Annotated in this window: 20 protein-coding genes and 2 riboswitches; of the genes, 17 read left to right on the forward strand and 3 right to left on the reverse strand. The window is 36.3% G+C overall.

Annotated elements, in window-relative coordinates:
- Window positions 1-28 precede the first annotated feature (28 nt).
- The 5 genes from E2636_RS18885 to E2636_RS03145 all read left to right on the forward strand — a co-directional run bounded on the left by E2636_RS18885 (window position 29) and on the right by E2636_RS03145 (window position 6,060).
- Window positions 29-277, forward strand: a complete 249-nt coding sequence (locus E2636_RS18885) for a hypothetical protein (RefSeq protein ID WP_166669477.1) — start codon at window positions 29-31, stop codon at window positions 275-277.
- 1,424 nt (window positions 278-1,701) lie between these two features.
- Window positions 1,702-2,316: an NUDIX hydrolase gene (locus E2636_RS03130; RefSeq protein ID WP_134208935.1), complete on the forward strand. Its 615-nt coding sequence runs from the start codon at window positions 1,702-1,704 to the stop codon at window positions 2,314-2,316.
- A gap of 397 nt (window positions 2,317-2,713) precedes the next feature.
- Window positions 2,714-4,081, forward strand: coding sequence for an MMPL family transporter (locus tag E2636_RS03135; RefSeq protein ID WP_134208937.1), 1,368 nt, complete (start codon window positions 2,714-2,716; stop codon window positions 4,079-4,081).
- Window positions 4,068-5,486 (forward strand): efflux RND transporter permease subunit, encoded by a 1,419-nt coding sequence (locus E2636_RS03140; RefSeq protein ID WP_134208939.1) that lies wholly within the window; start codon window positions 4,068-4,070, stop codon window positions 5,484-5,486. Before E2636_RS03135 ends, E2636_RS03140 begins: the two co-directional genes overlap by 14 nt.
- A gap of 4 nt (window positions 5,487-5,490) precedes the next feature.
- Complete coding sequence (locus E2636_RS03145) at window positions 5,491-6,060, forward strand: TetR/AcrR family transcriptional regulator (protein ID WP_134208941.1); 570 nt, start codon at window positions 5,491-5,493, stop codon at window positions 6,058-6,060.
- Between the two features lie 234 nt (window positions 6,061-6,294).
- Here E2636_RS03145 and E2636_RS03150 read toward each other — a convergent pair whose 3' ends face one another.
- On the reverse strand, window positions 6,295-6,828 hold the full coding sequence (locus E2636_RS03150) for a DUF6143 family protein (protein ID WP_208324142.1): 534 nt from the start codon (window positions 6,826-6,828) through the stop codon (window positions 6,295-6,297).
- 169 nt (window positions 6,829-6,997) lie between these two features.
- Window positions 6,998-7,096: riboswitch (TPP riboswitch) on the forward strand.
- A 65-nt stretch (window positions 7,097-7,161) separates the two neighbouring features.
- Window positions 7,162-7,257: riboswitch (TPP riboswitch) on the forward strand.
- A gap of 68 nt (window positions 7,258-7,325) precedes the next feature.
- On the opposite strand from E2636_RS03150, the gene tenA reads away from it, so the two are divergent.
- From tenA to thiE, 4 genes are read left to right on the forward strand one after another with little or no spacing between them, the layout of a single operon-like run.
- Window positions 7,326-8,006 (forward strand): thiaminase II, encoded by a 681-nt coding sequence (gene tenA / locus E2636_RS03155; protein ID WP_134208943.1) that lies wholly within the window; start codon window positions 7,326-7,328, stop codon window positions 8,004-8,006.
- Window positions 7,996-8,748 carry a hydroxyethylthiazole kinase gene (thiM, locus tag E2636_RS03160; RefSeq protein WP_134208945.1) on the forward strand — a complete coding sequence of 251 codons (753 nt, stop codon included), beginning with the start codon at window positions 7,996-7,998 and terminating at the stop codon, window positions 8,746-8,748. Before tenA ends, thiM begins: the two co-directional genes overlap by 11 nt.
- A complete protein-coding gene (gene thiD, locus E2636_RS03165) occupies window positions 8,745-9,569 on the forward strand; it encodes a bifunctional hydroxymethylpyrimidine kinase/phosphomethylpyrimidine kinase (RefSeq protein ID WP_208324144.1) in 825 nt (274 codons plus the stop codon). Before thiM ends, thiD begins: the two co-directional genes overlap by 4 nt.
- On the forward strand, window positions 9,559-10,185 hold the full coding sequence (gene thiE, locus E2636_RS03170; protein ID WP_134208947.1) for a thiamine phosphate synthase: 627 nt from the start codon (window positions 9,559-9,561) through the stop codon (window positions 10,183-10,185). The genes thiD and thiE overlap by 11 nt, the downstream gene beginning before the upstream one ends.
- A gap of 113 nt (window positions 10,186-10,298) precedes the next feature.
- Here the strand turns inward: thiE and E2636_RS03175 are convergent, their stop codons facing one another.
- Window positions 10,299-10,883, reverse strand: a complete 585-nt coding sequence (locus tag E2636_RS03175) for a YdhK family protein (RefSeq protein WP_134208949.1) — start codon at window positions 10,881-10,883, stop codon at window positions 10,299-10,301.
- Window positions 10,884-11,244: 361 nt separating this feature from the next.
- On the opposite strand from E2636_RS03175, the gene E2636_RS03180 reads away from it, so the two are divergent.
- From E2636_RS03180 to E2636_RS03210, 7 genes are all read left to right on the forward strand, one after another.
- Window positions 11,245-12,228: a c-type cytochrome gene (locus E2636_RS03180; RefSeq protein WP_134208951.1), complete on the forward strand. Its 984-nt coding sequence runs from the start codon at window positions 11,245-11,247 to the stop codon at window positions 12,226-12,228.
- A gap of 373 nt (window positions 12,229-12,601) precedes the next feature.
- Window positions 12,602-13,042, forward strand: a complete 441-nt coding sequence (locus E2636_RS03185) for a MarR family winged helix-turn-helix transcriptional regulator (RefSeq protein WP_208324146.1) — start codon at window positions 12,602-12,604, stop codon at window positions 13,040-13,042.
- A gap of 65 nt (window positions 13,043-13,107) precedes the next feature.
- Window positions 13,108-13,743 carry a nitroreductase family protein gene (locus E2636_RS03190; RefSeq protein ID WP_134208953.1) on the forward strand — a complete coding sequence of 212 codons (636 nt, stop codon included), beginning with the start codon at window positions 13,108-13,110 and terminating at the stop codon, window positions 13,741-13,743.
- A gap of 43 nt (window positions 13,744-13,786) precedes the next feature.
- Window positions 13,787-14,077 (forward strand): putative quinol monooxygenase, encoded by a 291-nt coding sequence (locus E2636_RS03195; protein WP_134208954.1) that lies wholly within the window; start codon window positions 13,787-13,789, stop codon window positions 14,075-14,077.
- 40 nt (window positions 14,078-14,117) lie between these two features.
- Window positions 14,118-15,056 carry an NADP-dependent oxidoreductase gene (locus E2636_RS03200; protein WP_134208955.1) on the forward strand — a complete coding sequence of 313 codons (939 nt, stop codon included), beginning with the start codon at window positions 14,118-14,120 and terminating at the stop codon, window positions 15,054-15,056.
- A 753-nt stretch (window positions 15,057-15,809) separates the two neighbouring features.
- Entirely contained in the window at window positions 15,810-17,006 is a 1,197-nt protein-coding gene (locus tag E2636_RS03205) for a M14 family zinc carboxypeptidase (RefSeq protein ID WP_134208956.1), read from the forward strand.
- Between the two features lie 51 nt (window positions 17,007-17,057).
- Window positions 17,058-18,098 carry a M14 family zinc carboxypeptidase gene (locus tag E2636_RS03210; protein WP_134208957.1) on the forward strand — a complete coding sequence of 347 codons (1,041 nt, stop codon included), beginning with the start codon at window positions 17,058-17,060 and terminating at the stop codon, window positions 18,096-18,098.
- A 176-nt stretch (window positions 18,099-18,274) separates the two neighbouring features.
- Here E2636_RS03210 and E2636_RS03215 read toward each other — a convergent pair whose 3' ends face one another.
- Window positions 18,275-18,571 (reverse strand): hypothetical protein, encoded by a 297-nt coding sequence (locus E2636_RS03215; RefSeq protein WP_017379109.1) that lies wholly within the window; start codon window positions 18,569-18,571, stop codon window positions 18,275-18,277.
- A 514-nt stretch (window positions 18,572-19,085) separates the two neighbouring features.
- Here E2636_RS03215 and E2636_RS03220 point away from each other — a divergent pair.
- On the forward strand, window positions 19,086-19,703 hold the full coding sequence (locus E2636_RS03220) for an ABC transporter permease (RefSeq protein WP_134208958.1): 618 nt from the start codon (window positions 19,086-19,088) through the stop codon (window positions 19,701-19,703).
- Window positions 19,704-19,727 lie beyond the last annotated feature (24 nt).

Genomic DNA, 19,727 nt, shown 5'->3' on the forward strand with positions numbered 1-19,727 from the left:
GGACACCTTCACAAATTTTCAACATATTATGTTTTTAGCAGGCGGACCAATTGCATCTCTTTTGCTATTTATTGCTGCGTATTTCACATCCGCTGAGTTAACACATTATGGAAGCAAGAATTTTATAAACGGAATTACTTTCATAAATCTCTATCTTTTTATCGGTACGATTATTCCCATTATCTATCCCAACTGGTTGAGACCATATGCAGGACTTCCATCGGATGGTTATCAAATCCTAACGGTATTAAAGGCAAGAAACAAAACTGAGTTCTAAAAGTTTTGGGAGATTGTCGTTCTATTGCTTGTCCCTAAAAAGCTCGATAACAACAAACCGCAAATGTGGCCACTTTTATAAAGCTCATAAAAGTGGCCACATTTACGGTTTGTAAGTTCCTGTTTTTTTCTTAACGATCCAACGACAGCAAAGTTCAAAAAGATTAAGTGCAAATGCAATTAAGGAAAGCCCAAGCAAACTTTGCTCTTTTGAGCCCGAATTTTTCCTTTTGGATTCCAACTGTAAATACCCCATAAGTGTCTAAGCGATAGCTAGGTCGGAAACCTGCACCAACCTATCACTCGCTAAGACACTTAAAAAATCATCAATAGACTTTCGCGACATATCCTTACTTCACTTAAAATAGGTAGGTGATTAGATGAAAAAAATATCAGTTATATTCGTATATTATTCAGCTCATTTTTATTGTTTCTTCTGCTGATAATTCGTTTTTGACTTTTGGAATTTTGTGCAAGTGGTGGAAGTCAACCGCACCTGTTAAGTTAAATGATAATTGCAGACGGTCAAGAATCGAACTAATGTGATTTGCGTATATACATATATCTTGAAAGTCTATTTCTATAATTTTTTATCTGTAATTTTCCTCTAAAGTTGCAACTTCTTCTGTACCTAATCTTAGTAAGGGCATCGTGAATCGTGTCCTTCTTTATCATTTCGTTCTGTATCCGAGAAATTATTTTAGTGACTGTAGAAGCCAAAATGAAAGAGTATTAATGGAACATTTAACAATAACTACGTCTACTTAAACTTGACAGTATAGTTGTCCAACATATTTTTGATGTTTACTCGTCAATGAATTTAAAACTAAAAATGCGAACGTATGTGTGGTATGATGTAAGAATAATAGAATAGGTTACTTAAGGGTGGTTGAATCACTCCCGTCCGAAAGGGGTGTGGTGCCATGTCAGTATTCGAAGCATTGATGTTTGCGGTAACTTTTACGACATTGATTGTATTGATCCTTTCATTTAACCATAAAAAATAACCCATCCTTGAGTTCGAGCTCAGATGGGTTATTACTCTCATTTAGACAATCCCCTTGAAGGGAGCCTGCTATTATGTTGATCGTTTGGTGTTTTGACCACCAAACGGTCTTTTTTAATATGTACTCATTATCTAATTATATTATACCAAAGGTGAAAAGGTGTATCAACTATAGGTAGATAAGAGTGAGCTAGTTTACACTTTTCTAACTAGCGTTGCTAGAAGTAGACTAAATTTCCTGTTTTTTGATTCCAGAGTTAAATACAAAGAATTAACAGTCCGCTTAAATGGAACCAACTTACCAGACTGAGATACGGGAGACTTGTTTAATTTTGAAATAGTTAAATTCATATTTTATTACAAGAAATTATTCATGGTAGTATAGGAGGATATAACACTATGCATCTAGGGGAGATCTTATGTTTTTAAAAAAGATTAAAAATGGGTTAAATCAAAATCAGCCTCTTTTTATAGGCGAAGAAACTGCGATGCGTTCCGCGGTTCTAATTCCGCTTGTTCAAGTAAATAATGAGTGGCATATCCTTTTTGAAGTTCGTTCACTGACAATGAGACATCAACCAGGGGATATTAGTTTTCCAGGTGGAAAAATAGATCCAACAGATGCAACACCGTTGGATGCAGCCATCCGTGAAACCCATGAAGAGATAGGTATTGATCCATCAGCCATCCTTGTTTTGGGACAAATGAGCGCATTTATTCCCACCCCATCATTTGTTATCTACCCATTTATAGCGACCATTGATAATCATCATACTTATCACCTCAACAAAGCAGAAGTGGAAAAAGTATTCACGGTACCGGTCCAGTGGCTGTTAAATCATCAGCCTTATAAGCATATGGTCCCCGTTCAAGCACAGCCATCACACGATTTTCCTTACGATAAAATTGCAAATGGTGATCAGTATCAATGGAAATCACATGCAATGGAGGAATGGTTTTATGAGTATAAGCAGTATACGATCTGGGGATTAACTGCTCGGATTTTAAAACATTTTATTGATACGATCAAATAAGGCATAAATCATCCGTCAAGAAACAAAATTTCAAAAATCATGAACGCTTGATTAAAGGGTTATCTTACAAGCTTGGCTATTTAGCGCATATTTAACAAATGGTTAATTGGATTAAAGTGGATTTTATAAAAAACTATTCAGTGTATAAACTACAATTGCATAAATAATAATGAAATCCATCAACCAATGCGTTGATGGATATTTTTGTGTATAAGTAGTCATGAATCTTTAAAATTATATAAATTCTACGGAATCATTGTATGAAAAAATTTTGTGGGATTGATGCCTATTCATCTTAAATAATCCAAAATAACTACTTGCATAAAACTTATAAATGAATTAATGTATGTAAGTACACACTAACATATATTAATTCAATGAAAAGGAGCTAATAATTATGTTCATCCTTAAACAATTGTCCCGGTTATTAAAGAATAAACCATTAAAAACGATCCTCTTCACTGTTTTACTTATCGTGGTTTTAGCAGTAGGAGCACGAAATGTAGAAATGGCAACCGGCAATGATACTTTAGTCAGCAGTGAATCTGATGTATACCAAGACAATCTTTCCTTAGAAAAAGAGTTTGGTGGTGAATCGATCATCCTCATGTACGAGAGTGAAGATCAAAAATCCTTACTTACCATAGATAATCTCAAGCATATGGAGGGGGTGGAAAAACAACTTGGAATAAATGAAAACATTTACAGCATCATGAGCCCTGTGATGCTCCTAAATCAGATGGCCGAAAAACAGTCTGTAAAGTATCAGGAAGGTTTATCAGAGGTCATCAATGGTCTTGATGAAATGAGTGGAAAGTTAAATAATATTGGAGATAACCTCATCATAAAAACAGAATCGGGTAATGAGTCGCAGCAAAAAGGCACAGAGGCCTCATATGAAGAGCAAATCAAACAATTCGGAATAGCCATTGATAGAACGGCATCTTCTATGCCAACTGATAACCCTCAAGTAAAAGAACAAATCATCCAATTGAAGGGATACAGTCAAATGTTGATCCAACTTTCTGAACAATTGAAACAAATTGAATCCAAACCCCCAGCACTTCAAACGACAGACGATATGACGTCAGGGCAAGGAAAACAAATACAACAGCAAGTTGAATTAAAGGAACTGGGTTCAGGATTAAAGGAAATGGGAAGTCAGTTGGAATCGATCAGTGAGAATATGAACAATATGCAAAAATATTCTGATACCCTTTCCCCCGGACTACCTGAAACGCAAAAAACCCTTGATTATATGATTTACGATGACGAAGGGCAACTAAAAGATATGTTCAATGAGTTGGTTATGGATGACAGATACATGATGATGTCAATTAAATTCAAAGGAGAAGTAAGTGATGTCGACAAAAGTGAGGTAGTAGAATCGATTAACTCTTATCTTAATCAGCATTCATTAACAACGACAGAAACGTTTGTATCTGGAAAGCCGGTACTGGACGGGGAAATTGAATCTTCCATGAAGGATAGTATGAAAAAAATGATGATGCTTGCTCTCATCTCAATGATTATTGTATTAATGATTACGTTTAAAACTAGATGGCGCATTTTACCTTTAGGGATAGTACTGATAGCAATAATTGGAACAATTGGAATTATGGGCTGGGTTAGCATTCCGATTACCATGGTGTCGATGGCAGTATTTCCAATTCTAATCGGGTTAGGAATTGACTATGCCATCCAATTTCAAAGTCGATATACCGAAGAAATGGAAGAAGGTGAGGATCATTATGAAGCAAAATAAAAAGTTTAATAGTCAAGCACATAAAAGTTTATATCGTACCGTTACAAAAATGGTACCAGCAGTCTTGACGGCTTTAATAGCAACTTCACTAGGTTTTATTTCTCTATACACTTCACCTGTCCCTATGATTCAAGACTTCGGAAAAATGTTAACTATTGGGATGATTATTAGTTTCATTGTCGGTGTTTTCATATTGATACCTCTTCTTTTTACAAGGGATTCCTTTTTCTTTAATAAAGCTGCCAAGAATCGCTCGAAAAAGACAGATAAATCTTCCCGAATTGAAAATTTTCTTGATGGAATTACGAAAAGGGTGGTTGCTCTCAGATGGTGGATAATTCTCATTGCCCTCATTACAGCTGGTTTTGGGATATGGGTCGATTTAGACGCTAAGGCAGAGACTGATGTCGAGACATTTATGCCGCAGGATACCCAAGTCCTGAAAGATATTCATAAATTAAGAGATATTGTTGGCACAACCGATCAAGTTTCCATCGTGTTTGAGGGGAAGGATATTTTGTCCTCAAGTTCTCTTAACTGGGTAGATGCAACAACAAATGAGATTGAAAAAGAGTTTTCACAAGTGGTGGTTAAGTCAAATTCAATTACAGAAGTGTTCAAAAAATTGAATGATGGAGAAATCCCAACAGGCTCAGAGTTAAAAGGATTAATGAATGATATTCCAGATCAACAACAGAAGCTACTTATTAACGAGTCTGGCACGAAAGGCGTAATCACTGTCGGAATCAAACATCTGAAAGCCGAGCCGTTGAAAAACTTTATTGATGATTTGAATCAGTACCTTATCGATAACCAGCCAGATAATATGGAAACTATGGTAACAGGGAAATCTGTGTTAGATGTCGAAATGGTTTCTGGATTGACAACTGGACGATACAAAATGACCTTGCTAGGTATGGCACTTGTATTTTTAGGTTTACTTGCAGTTTATCGACACCCGATTAAGGCTTTGATTCCTTTGTTACCGATTACTTTAATCATTGGTTGGTCAGGAGCTGTGATGTATTTAGCTGAAATAAGCTATACCCCACTGACAGCGACTTTAGGTGCATTGATCATCGGAATCGGTACGGAGTTCACTATTTTAATCATGGAAAGATTTTATGAAGAACGTGAAAATGGGAGTTCAAGTATTGATGCCATCAGAATAGCAAACCAAAAAACTGGGAAATCGATTTTCGCATCTGCCATTACAACTATTGGCGGCTTCAGTGCTTTGCTTGTATCAGATTTTGTCATCTTGAGTAATTTTGGTATGATGACCCTAATCAATATTTCACTAGCTTTATTCAGTACAATTGTCGTAATGCCTGCTGTCTTGATTATTTTAGATCGTTTTGTAAAAACAAAACCTAGAATAGAAAAGGATACACTAGTAAATTAGGGGGATGAAGTCAATTAAAGATAAAACTGAACAAATTTTGCAAGCAGCAGTAAAGATTTTCATCAATAAAGGGCTTCAGGCAACCACACAGGAAATTTCCAAAGAAGCAGACGTTGCAGAAGTTACTTTGTTTCGGAAGTTTTCTACTAAGCAAAATTTATTTAAAACGGTTATTAAAAATGTACTTGAAAAACAATTTAATTCCAAAGTGATGCAACTAGCTGACCAAGGGGATACAGAAGAATTTCTTAAAGGAACGATTGATAATCGCTTGAAGACACTTTCTAAAAATGCACCTTTAGTTAAGATGCTTATCTCGGAAAGTTTGAAAGGCAATTTGAGTTCCGATATTGATTTCCCTGTGATTATTCATGCACAGTTAAAAAAAGCATTAGATTACCATTTTACTCAAAAAAATCAGAAGGTCGACACTGAATTATGTGCCAGACAGCTAGTTGGAATTTTTCTGAGTCATATTATCATTCCTAACGAGAGTCCTTATTACAAGTTAAATGATGAAGATAAAGAAGCATTAGTAAATAAGTATGTAAAATCATTGATTACATTATTATAAAAGAATATGTTAAAGTTATTGGTTTATTTAAGTGAGCTTGGAAATGTATCTCCAAGCTCATTTTTTTTGACTGTTTTGTTTTACTAAAGTACCTGTTAGTAAAACATTAATTGAAACGATAAAGTAAACCATACATCCACAAGTACAAAATCCAAGATAGATATACAAGATATGAGCATGCGTTAGTTCTATAAGAAAATTAACTAAGTAAATCTATTAAGTTTTTTTATGTTGCTATTCCCTTATTTCAAACCACCCGAATGCAACATCTGCCTCAACAATTTCATTATCTGGTGAAACTAAAAAAATAATAAATGATTCGCCGGATGAAAAAATGAATTTTCCATCTTCATCACTCGTCAAAGTACTTTTTGGTGATACAATTCGCTTAAATGAATTTACCCCTTTCTTTGGAAATCCTTCAACAAGTTCTGCAAAAGCGATGTTTACTTCAGGCTTTGGAAGTGGAGAAAGAGTTGTGTTTGCAGATGTCACCTTATCCGAAATCATTGATTTTCCAGGAGGTTTTGGATTAAACCAAATTTCAGCAATAAAAGGTTGATTAGATTGGTTGGTAATGGTAAATGCATTTACAAATAAATTTACATCTGAATTAGAGGGGTTAATTAAGCCTCCCCAAGCATTTTTTCCTTTTCCGAAACGAATCGTTTCAGTTTGTCCAACAAAATATCTCCCCTGTAAAGATTGATATAATGGGTTAGGTATGTTGACAGCTTTAATAAATCGCTCATTATTAAACATGGGCATACGAACAATTCACTCCTTTCTAAAGTCTATGTAAATTGAAAGGAAATGTTTCGACAAATATAATTAATAATAAAAGAATTTAATCATATTCTACTTGATAAAAGGTCTTCTTGTTTCTTACTTTTACATTTTACGCTTTCACTCTATTATGCTAGTATGAAATTAATTAAAATAGTTGCAGGGGAACGCATTTGCGTTGAGAAGGTTAAAACCTGACCCTTTGAACCTGTTCGTTAAGACGAACGTAGGGAGCAGAGTACATAGCGTTTCGACGTATTTCTTTTGTGCTGAAGCTCTCCATTTTGGAGGGCTTTTTTGTTTGCTAATTCAATATTTTAATTGCGGGGGGACTATTTAGTTGAGAAGGTAAAACCTGACCCTTGGAACCTGACAGTTAACACTGACGTAGGGAGCAATGTTTCATTTACAACGCTCTTGTGCCACGTGCAAAGGAGCGTTTTTTGCACTTGCGTCCATCCGAAAAAGGAGGACTTATGATGACATTTTGTGAAGAAGTACGAAAAGAAACCGATCTTTATTGGCAAGCAAGTTTTAATCATCCATTTGTAAAAGGACTTGTAGATGGGACACTGCCGCTTGATAAGTTTAAGTTTTACATCATGCAAGACGCTTATTATTTAAAGCATTACACGAAGGTGCTAGCAATTGCAGCAACAAAGGCTGAAACGAACGAAGATATTGCTTACTTTTTAGAAACGGCTCGTCATATCAATGAGGCTGAGCTTGAGTTACACAGAACTGTATATAAAGAATTAGGAATCACAAAAAAAGAGGAAGTTAACTTTGAACCGGCTCCAGCGGCTTATAACTACGTATCACATATGTACAATGTCGCTAATAACGGAGATGTAGCAGAGGCGTTTGCTGCCATGTTCCCTTGTCCATGGTTATATCAAGAAATTGGGGAGAAGTATAAAGATGCAAAACCAGGCGTTAAGCTATATGAAGAATGGATTGCGATGTATAGTTCACCGGATTATAAAGAAAAAATCGAGTTGCAAAAGACGATGATGAATCGTTACGCAGAAGCAAATCCAGGTAAACAAACTGTGTTCAAAGCTCATTTTGAACGAAGTTGCTACTACGAGTGGAAATTTTGGGAAATGCCTTGGACAAATGAAAACTGGCAAGATGAGGTGAAGAACTATGCCTATTAAACAAATTCGCAAAAAAAAGCCTCTGATACATTGCATGACGAACTATGTCGTGGCTAACTTTACAGCGAATGGGTTACTTGCAATTGGTGCGTCACCTGTCATGGCTGATGAAGTTACAGAAGTAGAAGAAATGGTCGCGATTGCAAATGCTCTTTTAATTAATATTGGCACGATCAATATAAGAACGAAAGAAGCAATGTTACTAGCAGGGAAAAAAGCGAATAAGCTTGGAACACCTGTCGTATTAGATCCAGTAGGAGTTGGGGCGACGAAGTTTCGACAACAAGTAATAAATGAACTATTAGAAAGTGTTCGGTTCGATTTACTGCGTTGTAATGTGGGTGAACTTGCTGTTATTGCAGGTGTTTCATGGGAGGTAAAAGGCGTGGACAGTGGAGAAGGTGAGATGGACATTGCAAAAGTTGCCGCTCATGTATCCAAAAAATGGAATTGTTTAGTGGTGGTCACAGGAGCTACTGATTATGTTACTGATGGTGATAATGGATTTTGGGTACCTGGTGGTCACATTCAGATGACCGAGGTAACAGGAACAGGCTGTTTACTAAGTGCAATTTGTGCAGCAGTCTTAACTTTAGAAGGAGAACCTCTTTTAAACTTACGTGATGTACTACAAGTTTATAAAAAGGTGTCAGAACAAGCGGTTCTATCTCCACTTCTTGGCTCATTCCAAATAGAAGTCTTAAATTCTTTACATCGATTATCTAGAGGTGAAGATAATTGAATATTGTAATGACCATAGCTGGCTCAGATAGTAGTGGAGGTGCTGGGATACAGGCTGATTTAAAGACATTTCAAGAGCTGAGCGTGTTCGGTACGTCAGTGATTACTGCGTTAACAGCTCAAAATACTCTAGGTGTTGATGGGGTCTTTCCTTCAACTGCAGATTTCGTGAAGCAACAAATCGAAGTTGTCTTTCACGATTTACCTGTTAAGGCAGTCAAGACCGGTATGCTTTTTTCAGCCCAAATTATTGAGGAAGTAGTTAATAGCTTGCGCGAAAAAGACGTTCTGCTTGTCGTTGACCCTGTGATGATTGCCAAAGGAGGAGCAAGCTTGTTACAAGATAAGGCAGTGGAAGCACTAACGACCAAGCTTTTACCCCTTGCAACGGTATTAACTCCAAATATTCCAGAAGCTGAAGTGATTAGTGGTATTAAGATTAAGTCTGAAATGGATTTGCAAAAAGCGGCTGAAAAAATATTAGCAATGGGTGTAAAGTGCGTGGTTATGAAGGGTGGCCACTTAGATGAACAAGGAACTGCAACAGATACAGTATTTTTTGCAGACGGTTCAACGTTTAAAATGGCATCTGCCCGTATAGAAACGAAACATACGCATGGAACAGGCTGTACTTACTCTGCAGCACTTACTGCATTTGTAGGACAAGGTTGGTCTTTAAAAGAGGCAATCATTGAAGCTAAAAAGTTTGTCCAGCTTGCCATTGAAACCCCACTAAACATTGGTCATGGACACGGACCGACAAATCATTTTGCCTATAAACTAGCAAAAGGTGTTTGTGAGGTGAACATCATTGAATCGTAATGATCTAGCATGCTATTTCATCATGGGAACACAGAACTGCATAGAAGAGCCATTACATGTGTTGGAAGATGCACTAAAAGCAGGTATAACTATTTTCCAACTTCGTGAAAAAGGCGAAGGGGCATTAACAGGAAAAGTACTTGAACAATTTGCTCGTAAATGCCAAGAGTTATGTAAATCATACAACGTTCCATTTATTGTGAATGATGATGTAGAACTCGCCCTGAAGATCCAAGCAGATGGCGTTCATGTAGGACAAGAGGATGTATCACTTACGGACATCCGCGAAAATTTTATAGGGAGAATCGTGGGCGTTTCAGTGCATACTGTCGAAGAATTGGATCAGGCTGTAAAAGGTCGAGCAGACTATGTGGGAATTGGAGCAATTTATGAAACACAGTCGAAATCTGATGCCAAAGCTCCTGCTGGTCTTGCGTTTTTGCAACACGCGAGAAGCTTGTATCGAGATTTTCCACTTGTCGCAATTGGTGGTATTACAACAAAAAATGCTCACGAAACACTTAAAGCTGGTGCTGATGGGGTAGCTATCATTTCGGAGATTTGCCAAAGTCAGGACCGATATGAAACAGTAAGAGCATGTAAAGTTCATATATAGTCGAAAGATTGGCAAGGGTATTGAGTTCTAATTGGTGAATTATCAACTTTATAGTTTTAAAATAAAAATAGCTTATCCATTAAAGGGATAAGCTATTTTTATTATGTCGTCCTTTATTTAGTTGATAGTTCACTTTCAGTTACCCATTTATGATTGGTCACTTCTTCTCCGCTAGTAGTCGAAGTGTAATTAATCATATATACCGTCGTTTGTTCTGCTGAATCAATTTCAGCCTTTGCACCATCCATCCCTTCCATATGATCAGCATTAAGGATAACTTTGGTTCCAGCTTTCAATGGTTCATCACCGGAATCTTCAAGTTCTTCATGGACAACCCATTTGTGATTGGTGACTTTTTCTCCACCTGTTGTCGGGGTATACGATACAGCATAGGCTGCAGTATCAACGGCAAGAACAATTGTAGCTTCGGCACCCGTCATACCCTCCATGTGATCTGCTTCGATAATCGCTTGGCTTCCCACTTCAAAAGTTGGGTTTTCTTCCTCTTTCAGATCTTCAGGAACTTTACCAGATCCAGAGTGATTCATATCCATATTTTCTTCGGAACCAGATTCCATATCTGTGTTTTCATGATTCATATTATCCATCTCATCTTTTTCAGCAGTTGAATCTGAGCAAGCACTCAGTGCAAGTACTAGAGTTGGAACAAGTAATAATTTTCTATACGTATTTTTCATCAATAAGTCACTCCTTCAGTTAATGAGAAAAGTATACCTATAAATTATGCAAAATCTATGCAGAGCAACATTCTCAGTTTTGAATTGGAATTGGTTAAACAAGTGGCCTTGTTTTATCATCGCCACTTGTTTTTGTCTAATCATCTGATCTCAACCTCTAACGAAATATTCAAGTATATTTTCATTATAATGAATTGCCGAAATATTTGTAAATATTTAACATGTATTGATATGAAAAAATTGGAAATAAAGACTTTATTAAATAGGGTAAGGGGTATATAATTTAGAAGATAGAAAAAAGACATAATAATCAATCTGTTGTTGTTGTGAATGAATTAGCATGAGAGGGGAAGTGCAAAATATGAGTAGAGGTTTATCTTTGACAATGGGCTTTTTATTTATTTTATTACTCATTTTTATTGGTGCTTTAGGTAATAAGTTAGGAGATGAAAAAGAGAGAGCAGATAATAACTCAACTAAAAATGTGCAGCAAACTGTTTCTGGTGAATTAACCTCAGAAGTTACTTTTAATCCTCCTTCACTTGAGAATGTTCCTGATGGACCACAGGGTGAAGCAATTTTAAGAGGATTTGAGTTGGTGGACGATACATCAAACCAGTTACGAGGTGATACTGCATCGGCAGAAGATGGTCAACAGCGTGTGAACGAATTATCATGTACTAGCTGTCATGCTGGGGCTGGGTTAGAACAAGACTCTTCTCCTTTAGTGGGAGTAGCTGCGAAATACCCGAATTATATTTCACGTAATGACAAAATTGTGACGATAGAAGAACGCATTAATGGGTGTATGGTAAGAAGTATGAATGGTGAAGCTTTTGCTGAAGATGACGAAGATTTGGATGCAATGGTGGCTTATTTCAAATACATTTCAGAAGGAATTCCCGTTGGAGCTGAGCTTCCATGGCTAGGACAGAATGATATGAAAGAAGTGCCAATTCCAGATATAACTGCTGGGGAAACGATGTTCCAACAATCGTGTATTGCTTGCCATGCTCAGGATGGTGCAGGTATTGGAGCTAATACTGGGCCAGCTTTATGGGGCGAAGGTTCATTTAATGACGGTGCAGGTATAGCTCGATTCTCAAGAATGGCAGGATATATTCAAAACAATATGCCTAAAGGTCAGGAGAAATCCTTGACAGACCAGGAAGCAAGTAATCTTGCTGCCTTCGTTCTCTCTCAAGATCGACCTGAATGGGGATATCATGCTGGAGATTGGCCAGGTGGTGGCGCACCAAAAGATTCGATGACGAAAGAACTGCGTCAACAAATTAAAGATGGCACGATTAACTGGGAAGAAGTTCTTGGTCATAATACTAAATAATCAAATATGAAGTAAGGAATCCAGTAGCCAATAAGCCTCTGGATTCCTTTGTTGTATAAAAGTGAAAGTAGGTTTAAATAAATTTAGTTGCTCTACGTCCATCTTTTAAAAAATCCAGAAGGCATCATTCATGCCCCAATGTTGAAAGTGATTACCTATAAATAAAGAACCCCCACATTAATTGTAACAATTAATGTGGGGGTTCTTATGCATAAATACATTAAAAACGTCATGGTCATGATCAAGCTTACACAGGGTGTAAAATATAGTAATATATCCTCGATTCAATTAGTTGATTTATTAGATCCAGTGGTATATATTAATTGACGGGTCAATGGTTGACCTATCAATTACCTGAGAGGAAGTCAATATTTTGTCTAACTCATGTCCTAAAGAAGAAAAAATTGTCTATCGATTATATGAGATAAGTAAACAAATGAGTCCTAAGTTTGAGCGCTGTACAGGCATTAGTCAGTCACGGTTAGATCTTTTGAACAAGTTGTTTGAAAAGGAAGAAATTAGTCAGACAGCATTACAAAAAGAAGTGAACATAGATCATGCTGCTGTAACTAGACATTTAAAGCAGCTAGAAGAAAAGGGGATGGTTTCGAGACGCAAAAATCCCGCTGATAATCGATTTACGTTTGTTCGTCTTACAGATGAAGGGCGTGAAAGAATCGCTTCTTATCAGGATGAGAAACAACGATTCATTTCTAAAGTATTAGCAGGCTTTGCGGAAGAGGAACGTTCAATCCTATTGGAAATGCTAATTCGTATACAGGACAATGTTAAGAATATTGATCCGAACGACTAGATAATTACTTAATAAATGCTACATGTAATCAACTAAATGAAAGTAGTTATAAAGGAGAATGACAAATGAACCAAACACTAATAAATGACTTTAATGAAATCGTGACAGGACGCCGATCTATTCGGAATTATGACCCAACCGTAAAAATTAGTCGACTAGAAATGACTGAAATTTTAACAAAAGCCACTCTTGCTCCTTCTTCTGTAAATCTACAACCATGGCGTTTTGTTGTCATTGACAGCCCACAAGGAAAAGCGACTTTAGCTCCCTTAGCAAAATTCAATCAAACTCAAGTAGAAACGTCTGCTGCAGTAATTGCTGTATTTGCAGATATGAAAAGCCTAGACTATGTAGATGAAATTTATGGACAAGCAGTGGCTGAAGGGCATATGTCAGCTGAAGTAAGAGATATGCAGCTACCAGCAATTAAAGGATTAATTAGCACTATGACACCAGAACAACTAAAGGATATGAATTTAATCGATTCTGGTTTAGTTTCTATGCAGTTGATGCTAGCAGCACGAGCTTACGGCTATGACACGAATCCAATCGGAGGCTATGAAAAAGACAAAATAGCAGAAGCTTTTGACATGGATAAAGAGCGATACTATCCGGTTATGCTTATTTCAATGGGGAAAGCGAAAGATATGGGATACCAATCTGTCCGTCTGCCAATTGAGTCCATTACTGAGTGGAAGTAAAGTGAACTAAACCAACAACCTATAGAAAAGAGGATCATATACGATGATAATTATTCACGCTAAATTTCAATTACAAGCAGACCAAGAACAAGCCTTTTTAGAAGAAATTCGCCAACTAATTACAGGTTCTAGAGCAGAAAGTGCTAACTTTTCTTATGATTTAATGAAAGATACGGAAAATGAATATGTCTATACGATGGTTGAAGTATGGGCAGATTTAGCAGGTGTCGAGAGCCATAATAAAAGTGATCATTACATTTCCTTTGTCGGTAAGGCTCCACAATATTTAGCACGTCCTTTAGATGTGAAAGTTTATGAAAGTAAAGAAATATAGAATTTAAAAACTTACTAAAAATTCACTGGAGGTTATATATATGAAAGCCATTGTTATAGATCAATACGGTGATAAAGAAATGCTCCAAGAAAGAGAAATTGCACAACCGATTATTCAAGATGATCAAGTGCTTCTTGAAATTCATTCTACATCGATTAATCCGATTGATTGGAAACTGCGTGCAGGTTATTTGAAGGAGATGCTTCCTTTTGAATTTCCAATTATTCTTGGTTGGGATGCAGCAGGAATCATTGTCGAAAAGGGGAAGAATGTTTCTAATTTTGAAGTAGGTGACCGAGTATTCGCTAGGCCCGCAACTACAAGACAAGGTACCTATGCTGAATATGTTGCGGTAGAGGAAAACTTACTAGCTCATATGCCAGCTTCTATGAGTTTTGATGAGGCGGCAGCCATCCCATTAGCAGGTCTAACAGCGTGGCAGTGTTTAGTGGATTTTAGTGGAATTAAAAAAGATGATAAAGTCTTGATTCATGCAGGAGCAGGTGGTGTTGGAAACTTTGCTATTCAAATTGCCAAATCATTCGGTGCTTACGTGGTAACGACAGCTAGTGGCAAAAATGAAGAGTTTGTAAAGTCGTTAGGTGCAGCTAGAGTCATTGATTATAATAAAGAAGATTTTAGTGAGATTCTTCATGACTTTGATATCGTTTTAGATTCAATGGGTGGAGAGATTCAAACAAAAAGCTACAAAGTATTAAGACCACACGGCAAACTAGTTTCCATAGCGCAACCGCCTACAGAAGAAGAGGCGAAAAAACATCAAGTGGACGCTGGATTTGTTTGGCTGGAACCAAAAGGTGAACAGTTACAGCACTTAGCTGACATGTACGAATCAGGCAAACTAAAAGCGGTGATTGGTGAAACTTTTGACTTTAATGAAAAAGGTCTTAAAGAAGCACATGCATTAAGTGAGACACATCATGCACGTGGTAAAATTGTCATTCGAATTAAAAAATAAGTTTGAGAAAAAACAATCAAATTATTCCTGACAATTAGAGGTAAAAAGTAATTTAGTAACTAATCTGTCGCTGGATTCCTATTAAAATTCCCCATCCTAGGATCCCCCTATATTATTCACTATAATTGTATAAATAAAAATGACACCTTTAATCTGCTATCAGTATGATTGAAGGTGTCTTTTGTATGAATTGTTGAGATATTGTATAGGAGTTGTTGCATCTATTTAAGGTTAGAATTTTGATTATTATTTTATACGGATTCGTTAGTACGTTTAAAAATACTAGTTTAAACTTAATTTGATATCTTCAATTATTCCATTTCATAAACCTTCAATGATATTTTATTGAGCATATCAACAATATCAGCTGAATCATTTGGTTTTGGTTTGAAAATAAATATTTAATTTCATTCTTCATATATTAAAAAACCTTCAAAAGAGGTGTTCTCAAGTTCATGTAATAAGTGCTATTTTTCACATATTAGTGTAGTTCTAACGACTAAATACTTCGGCCTACGAATGAAACAATTTTGTGGGTCGAAATATATATCTATTCCTATACCTTTTGATATATCTATTTTTAACTGGATTATAAATCCATATTACAAAAGAACTGAATATTTAAATAATATATACTCCTGCAATTTTCTTTGCTATGCTGTCTGGGAATCAATGACAAAAACTAGTAAAAGGGGGGGTTAAGAAGGACTAAGATAATTTAAGGGTAAATAAAAATCAAAAGGAGCGGATGATGTGAAGAAGAAATGGGTTAGTACATTAGGTATTTTAGGTTTATGTACTTGTTTGACATTACCGGTATATGCAGCTGAAATGGTTAGCAAGCCTGAAACACATCACCATGAGAATGCCATTTCTGGATTCGTCAACTACAGTGAATTACAGAAAACCCTCCGTCAAATTGAAGAGAAGAGCAAAGGACTTGTTCAAGTGGAAGTGGCTGGAAAGTCACACAATGGCTTGGATATTTACACAGCAACGGTCGGCACTGGAGATAAAGTTATTCTTGTTCAAAGTGAAATTCATGGGAATGAAAAAACAGGTACGGTAGCACTCCTGAATTTATTGCAAAATCTTTCAACTAACTCGAAACAAGCACAAGAAATACGTGAGGAATTGACACTTGTCTTTATGCCGATGATGAATCCAGATGCCTCTGAGGCTGATAAGCGCAGAAACAGTATGACATGGGATGAAGTCCTAGACAAATTTCCACAACTGACTGGTGCGACACCATCATGGAACTATTTGGACCGAGGTATCAGCCAAAGTTATAACTATGGGGAAAATCCTGGTTTTGACGTAAATCGTGACTTCAATCCGAATCTAAATTATGTTCCTGAAGCACAAGACTTTCCTGGTGCTTCTAATAAGCCAGGTTGGTTCATTACACCAGAATCACAGACTGCTCGTGATGTATACAAATCACTAAAAGATGAGTACGGAAATGTAGATGTCTTCGTAGATCTTCATCACCAAGGTATGTATTACGTGGAAGGTACAGCTGACAAAGTAACACTTTCTTTATCCGCACAGTTTGTTCCGGATCCAAATACGTCGGAAGGTGCTAAATACGCAGAATATGCGGAAAACTATAGGTATGATTATTCAAGACAATTAAATGTTGCCGCTTACAATGAACTACAATCTTACGGCAACTCTAAATTCACAAATATCTCTCTTTATTCCCAAGGACTTGACCTTCCAGGAACCGCGCTTGGTAGTTATGCATTAAATGGAAGCGGAACCGTTCTTTTCGAAGTAAGAGGACAGACTCAAATGATGGGGCATAAAGAAAAAGGGCAACTTGTAAAATCAGTAGAACGAGGCCTTACTGGAATTATCGAAGCGGTAGCTGATGGTTCAATTGAAACATTGAATCCTGAAGATTACGATAATATTCCGCTTACATCAAATAAACCATCCAACTAAACTATCAATATTTTGATAATTCAATATGATGAAAACCAAGGAGGAAATTAAATGAAGAAAACCGTACTTACTTTATCCATTGCTGGAGCGATGATGCTCAGCGTATCGCCCTTCGGTTCTCCCGTTGCGAACGCGGTAGGAAATGGTCCTACTTATGGAGGGAATGAAACGATTAACACTTCGATACTCCATACTTATGATGAAATGGCGGACTACCTAAAGAAACAGGATGTCAAACAACAGGATATGAAACTTGAAGTAATTGGCCAAAGTATCAAGGGAAGGGATTTATATCTGGCGAAGTATATAAAAAACCCTAAAAATCCAACGATTTTGTTTTTAACCCAGCAGCATGGAAATGAACAGCTTACAACTGAAGGTGCTCTTGAATTTATTAAGCATCTAGGTACAGACAAGATGAAAGGTGTTACAGACGGGGTTAATATCTTAATCGTTCCTATGCTGAATGCAGATGGCGCTATGGGTGATGTGGACTTCTCTCTTGATGATTATATCGCAAAGGGAGATAGGAATTTAACTCGCTATAATGCAGCGGAAGTAGACTTGAACCGTGATCATATAACTAAAATCCAACCAGAAACAAAAGCACTGCATAATAATGTTATGAAGAAATATAATATTGATTACATGATTGATCTTCATCATCAAGGAGCAATGAGTGAAAGGGACGGTAAGCTTGTTTCTGGGTCTATCCTTTATCCTACAACTCCAAATGCTGATCCGGAAGTTGTACAAAAATCCAAACAACTCGGTGCAGTTGTGTTTGATGCCATCGATGAAAAAGGTTGGGGCCACCTTGGCAAATACAACGGAGGATCTGCTGAAACAATCAGCAGAAACGGTATTGCCGTAGAATACGGTATTTCAACACTCTTATTCGAAATGCGAGGAATGTCCGATCATGAATACGAATCATATGTGTTAGGGCAAAAGAGCAATGGCTATTTGATAAAACAAACCGTTACAACTCTTGATGCAACGGTTCGTGCAATTGCAGACCGTTCAATTGAATCGAAAGATACATCATTTTGGGATTCACTTTCTTACCAAACAACACGTCCTTCAGAATGATTTAAAAAACGCCTCTGGTAGAAATATACCGAGAGGCGTTTTTTTGTATTGTGTGGATGTTTATTGATTGTCATTTATTCTTAATAAATTTTTCTTTGATAACAACTTAATAAAAAATAGAAATACTAAAAATAATGCTAATTTGAGTAATAAATCTGAGGTATTTAATTACATGTTCAACCAGGAAAGGACTCTAAAAACTCATCATGGCTTATAGAATAATATTTTTGGTAATTTTTTATTGCATGGATTCTTTTCACTATACGTGGATCTTCCATCATATATATTTTCATTTGATGAATTTCTTCTTCATTTTCTAAATAATGAGCTTCGATTTTTTCCTCAGCGTAGTCAAATAAAGTAACTATCTCTTTTTTATTGGTAGTAACAGGAATAAACACAAAGTATTCGTATTCACCTCTGATTCCTAAATATTCACCAGAATCATCCTTGAAATATTTAAATAATAACATCATGCAGCTCCTTAAATTTTTCTCCTTATTATTGTCAAAATAAATATTATTTATTCAATTGTTATTGGGAATTTGAAATCGCTATGTTTGTAAATTCGGGTATCGTGAGGAAGTTATTGGAGGCATATAATTGAATTCTCAAAAGGGATGGAAAGATAGTGGTTTAAAGTATTATCTGTAGATGCATCAACTGCTCGTCGGCAATTTTAAAAACGCTTTGGTATGACTTTTGTTGAGTATGCTTGAACAAGAAGGATGAATAGCCACGAATATATTGGAGCTGGACGGGATGTCATGATGCGCAACTTGTTGCTACTCATAAATATTATTTCAAAGAAACGATTCTTTATTACTAAAGCAAATTTGTCTAGTAAAAGCAAGAAAAGTAAGTCTAGTAATGGAAGCGTTTTCAAGAAAGCAAGAAAATGCTTTAATTCGAATTTAAATCTAGTGTGGCAAAAAAGCAAATAAAATATAATTTAAATAATCTAAATATTAAAAAGGAGGTGTGGATTTGAGTTATCTTATTTCAAACTTTGATAAAGTCTTTAAGTTGTTCATCGAGCATCTGTATCTTGTATCACTTTCATTATCTGTAGCTCTCATCATCGCTACAGTGTTGGGGATTACAATATCTAGATATAAAAGGCTCTATACACCGGTAATTGGGGTATTAGGGGTAATTTATACAATTCCTAGTATTGCGTTGTTTGCCTTAATGATTCCATTAATAGGGTTAGGTTTTAAGTCAGCGTTTATTGCACTAGTTGCTTATTCACAAATGATACTTGTACGTAATATTGTTGCAGCAATTAGAGGGATTGAACCATCTATTATTGAGGCTGCAAAAGGTATGGGAATGGGTAAGTGGAGAATTTTATTCAAAATTGAAATACCTCTTGCCCTCCCCGTAGTTATTGCAGGTATAAGAATAGCAACGGTTTCAATTATTGGTATTGCTACAATTGCAGCTTATATTAACGCAGGTGGATTGGGAGAATTGATCTTTGAAGGTATTTATCAAGATCATTCGCAAAAAATTATTGCAGGAACGATTGCAGTCGCATTTTTAGCAGTTTCTGCAGATATCGGATTTAGATTACTTGAAAAAAAATTAAACATGCAAGGTTAATAGAAAGAGGGTGAATGATGTGAT

Source organism: Paenisporosarcina antarctica (genome assembly GCF_004367585.1).
Taxonomy (GTDB): domain Bacteria; phylum Bacillota; class Bacilli; order Bacillales_A; family Planococcaceae; genus Paenisporosarcina; species Paenisporosarcina antarctica.

What these genes read in the sequence shown, in the direction of transcription:
- E2636_RS03135 (WP_134208937.1), top strand. Translation starts at nt 2,714, where the DNA reads ATGTTCATCCTTAAACAATTGTCCCGGTTATTAAAGAATAAACCATTA.
- E2636_RS03140 (WP_134208939.1), top strand. Translation starts at nt 4,068, where the DNA reads ATGAAGCAAAATAAAAAGTTTAATAGTCAAGCACATAAAAGTTTATAT.
- E2636_RS03130 (WP_134208935.1), top strand. Translation starts at nt 1,702, where the DNA reads ATGTTTTTAAAAAAGATTAAAAATGGGTTAAATCAAAATCAGCCTCTT.
- E2636_RS03215 (WP_017379109.1), bottom strand. Translation starts at nt 18,571, where the DNA reads ATGTTATTATTTAAATATTTCAAGGATGATTCTGGTGAATATTTAGGA.
- E2636_RS03200 (WP_134208955.1), top strand. Translation starts at nt 14,118, where the DNA reads ATGAAAGCCATTGTTATAGATCAATACGGTGATAAAGAAATGCTCCAA.
- E2636_RS03150 (WP_208324142.1), bottom strand. Translation starts at nt 6,828, where the DNA reads ATGCCCATGTTTAATAATGAGCGATTTATTAAAGCTGTCAACATACCT.
- E2636_RS18885 (WP_166669477.1), top strand. Translation starts at nt 29, where the DNA reads ATGTTTTTAGCAGGCGGACCAATTGCATCTCTTTTGCTATTTATTGCT.
- E2636_RS03195 (WP_134208954.1), top strand. Translation starts at nt 13,787, where the DNA reads ATGATAATTATTCACGCTAAATTTCAATTACAAGCAGACCAAGAACAA.
- thiM (WP_134208945.1), top strand. Translation starts at nt 7,996, where the DNA reads ATGCCTATTAAACAAATTCGCAAAAAAAAGCCTCTGATACATTGCATG.
- E2636_RS03190 (WP_134208953.1), top strand. Translation starts at nt 13,108, where the DNA reads ATGAACCAAACACTAATAAATGACTTTAATGAAATCGTGACAGGACGC.
- E2636_RS03210 (WP_134208957.1), top strand. Translation starts at nt 17,058, where the DNA reads ATGAAGAAAACCGTACTTACTTTATCCATTGCTGGAGCGATGATGCTC.
- E2636_RS03145 (WP_134208941.1), top strand. Translation starts at nt 5,491, where the DNA reads ATGAAGTCAATTAAAGATAAAACTGAACAAATTTTGCAAGCAGCAGTA.
- tenA (WP_134208943.1), top strand. Translation starts at nt 7,326, where the DNA reads ATGACATTTTGTGAAGAAGTACGAAAAGAAACCGATCTTTATTGGCAA.
- E2636_RS03175 (WP_134208949.1), bottom strand. Translation starts at nt 10,883, where the DNA reads ATGAAAAATACGTATAGAAAATTATTACTTGTTCCAACTCTAGTACTT.
- E2636_RS03180 (WP_134208951.1), top strand. Translation starts at nt 11,245, where the DNA reads ATGAGTAGAGGTTTATCTTTGACAATGGGCTTTTTATTTATTTTATTA.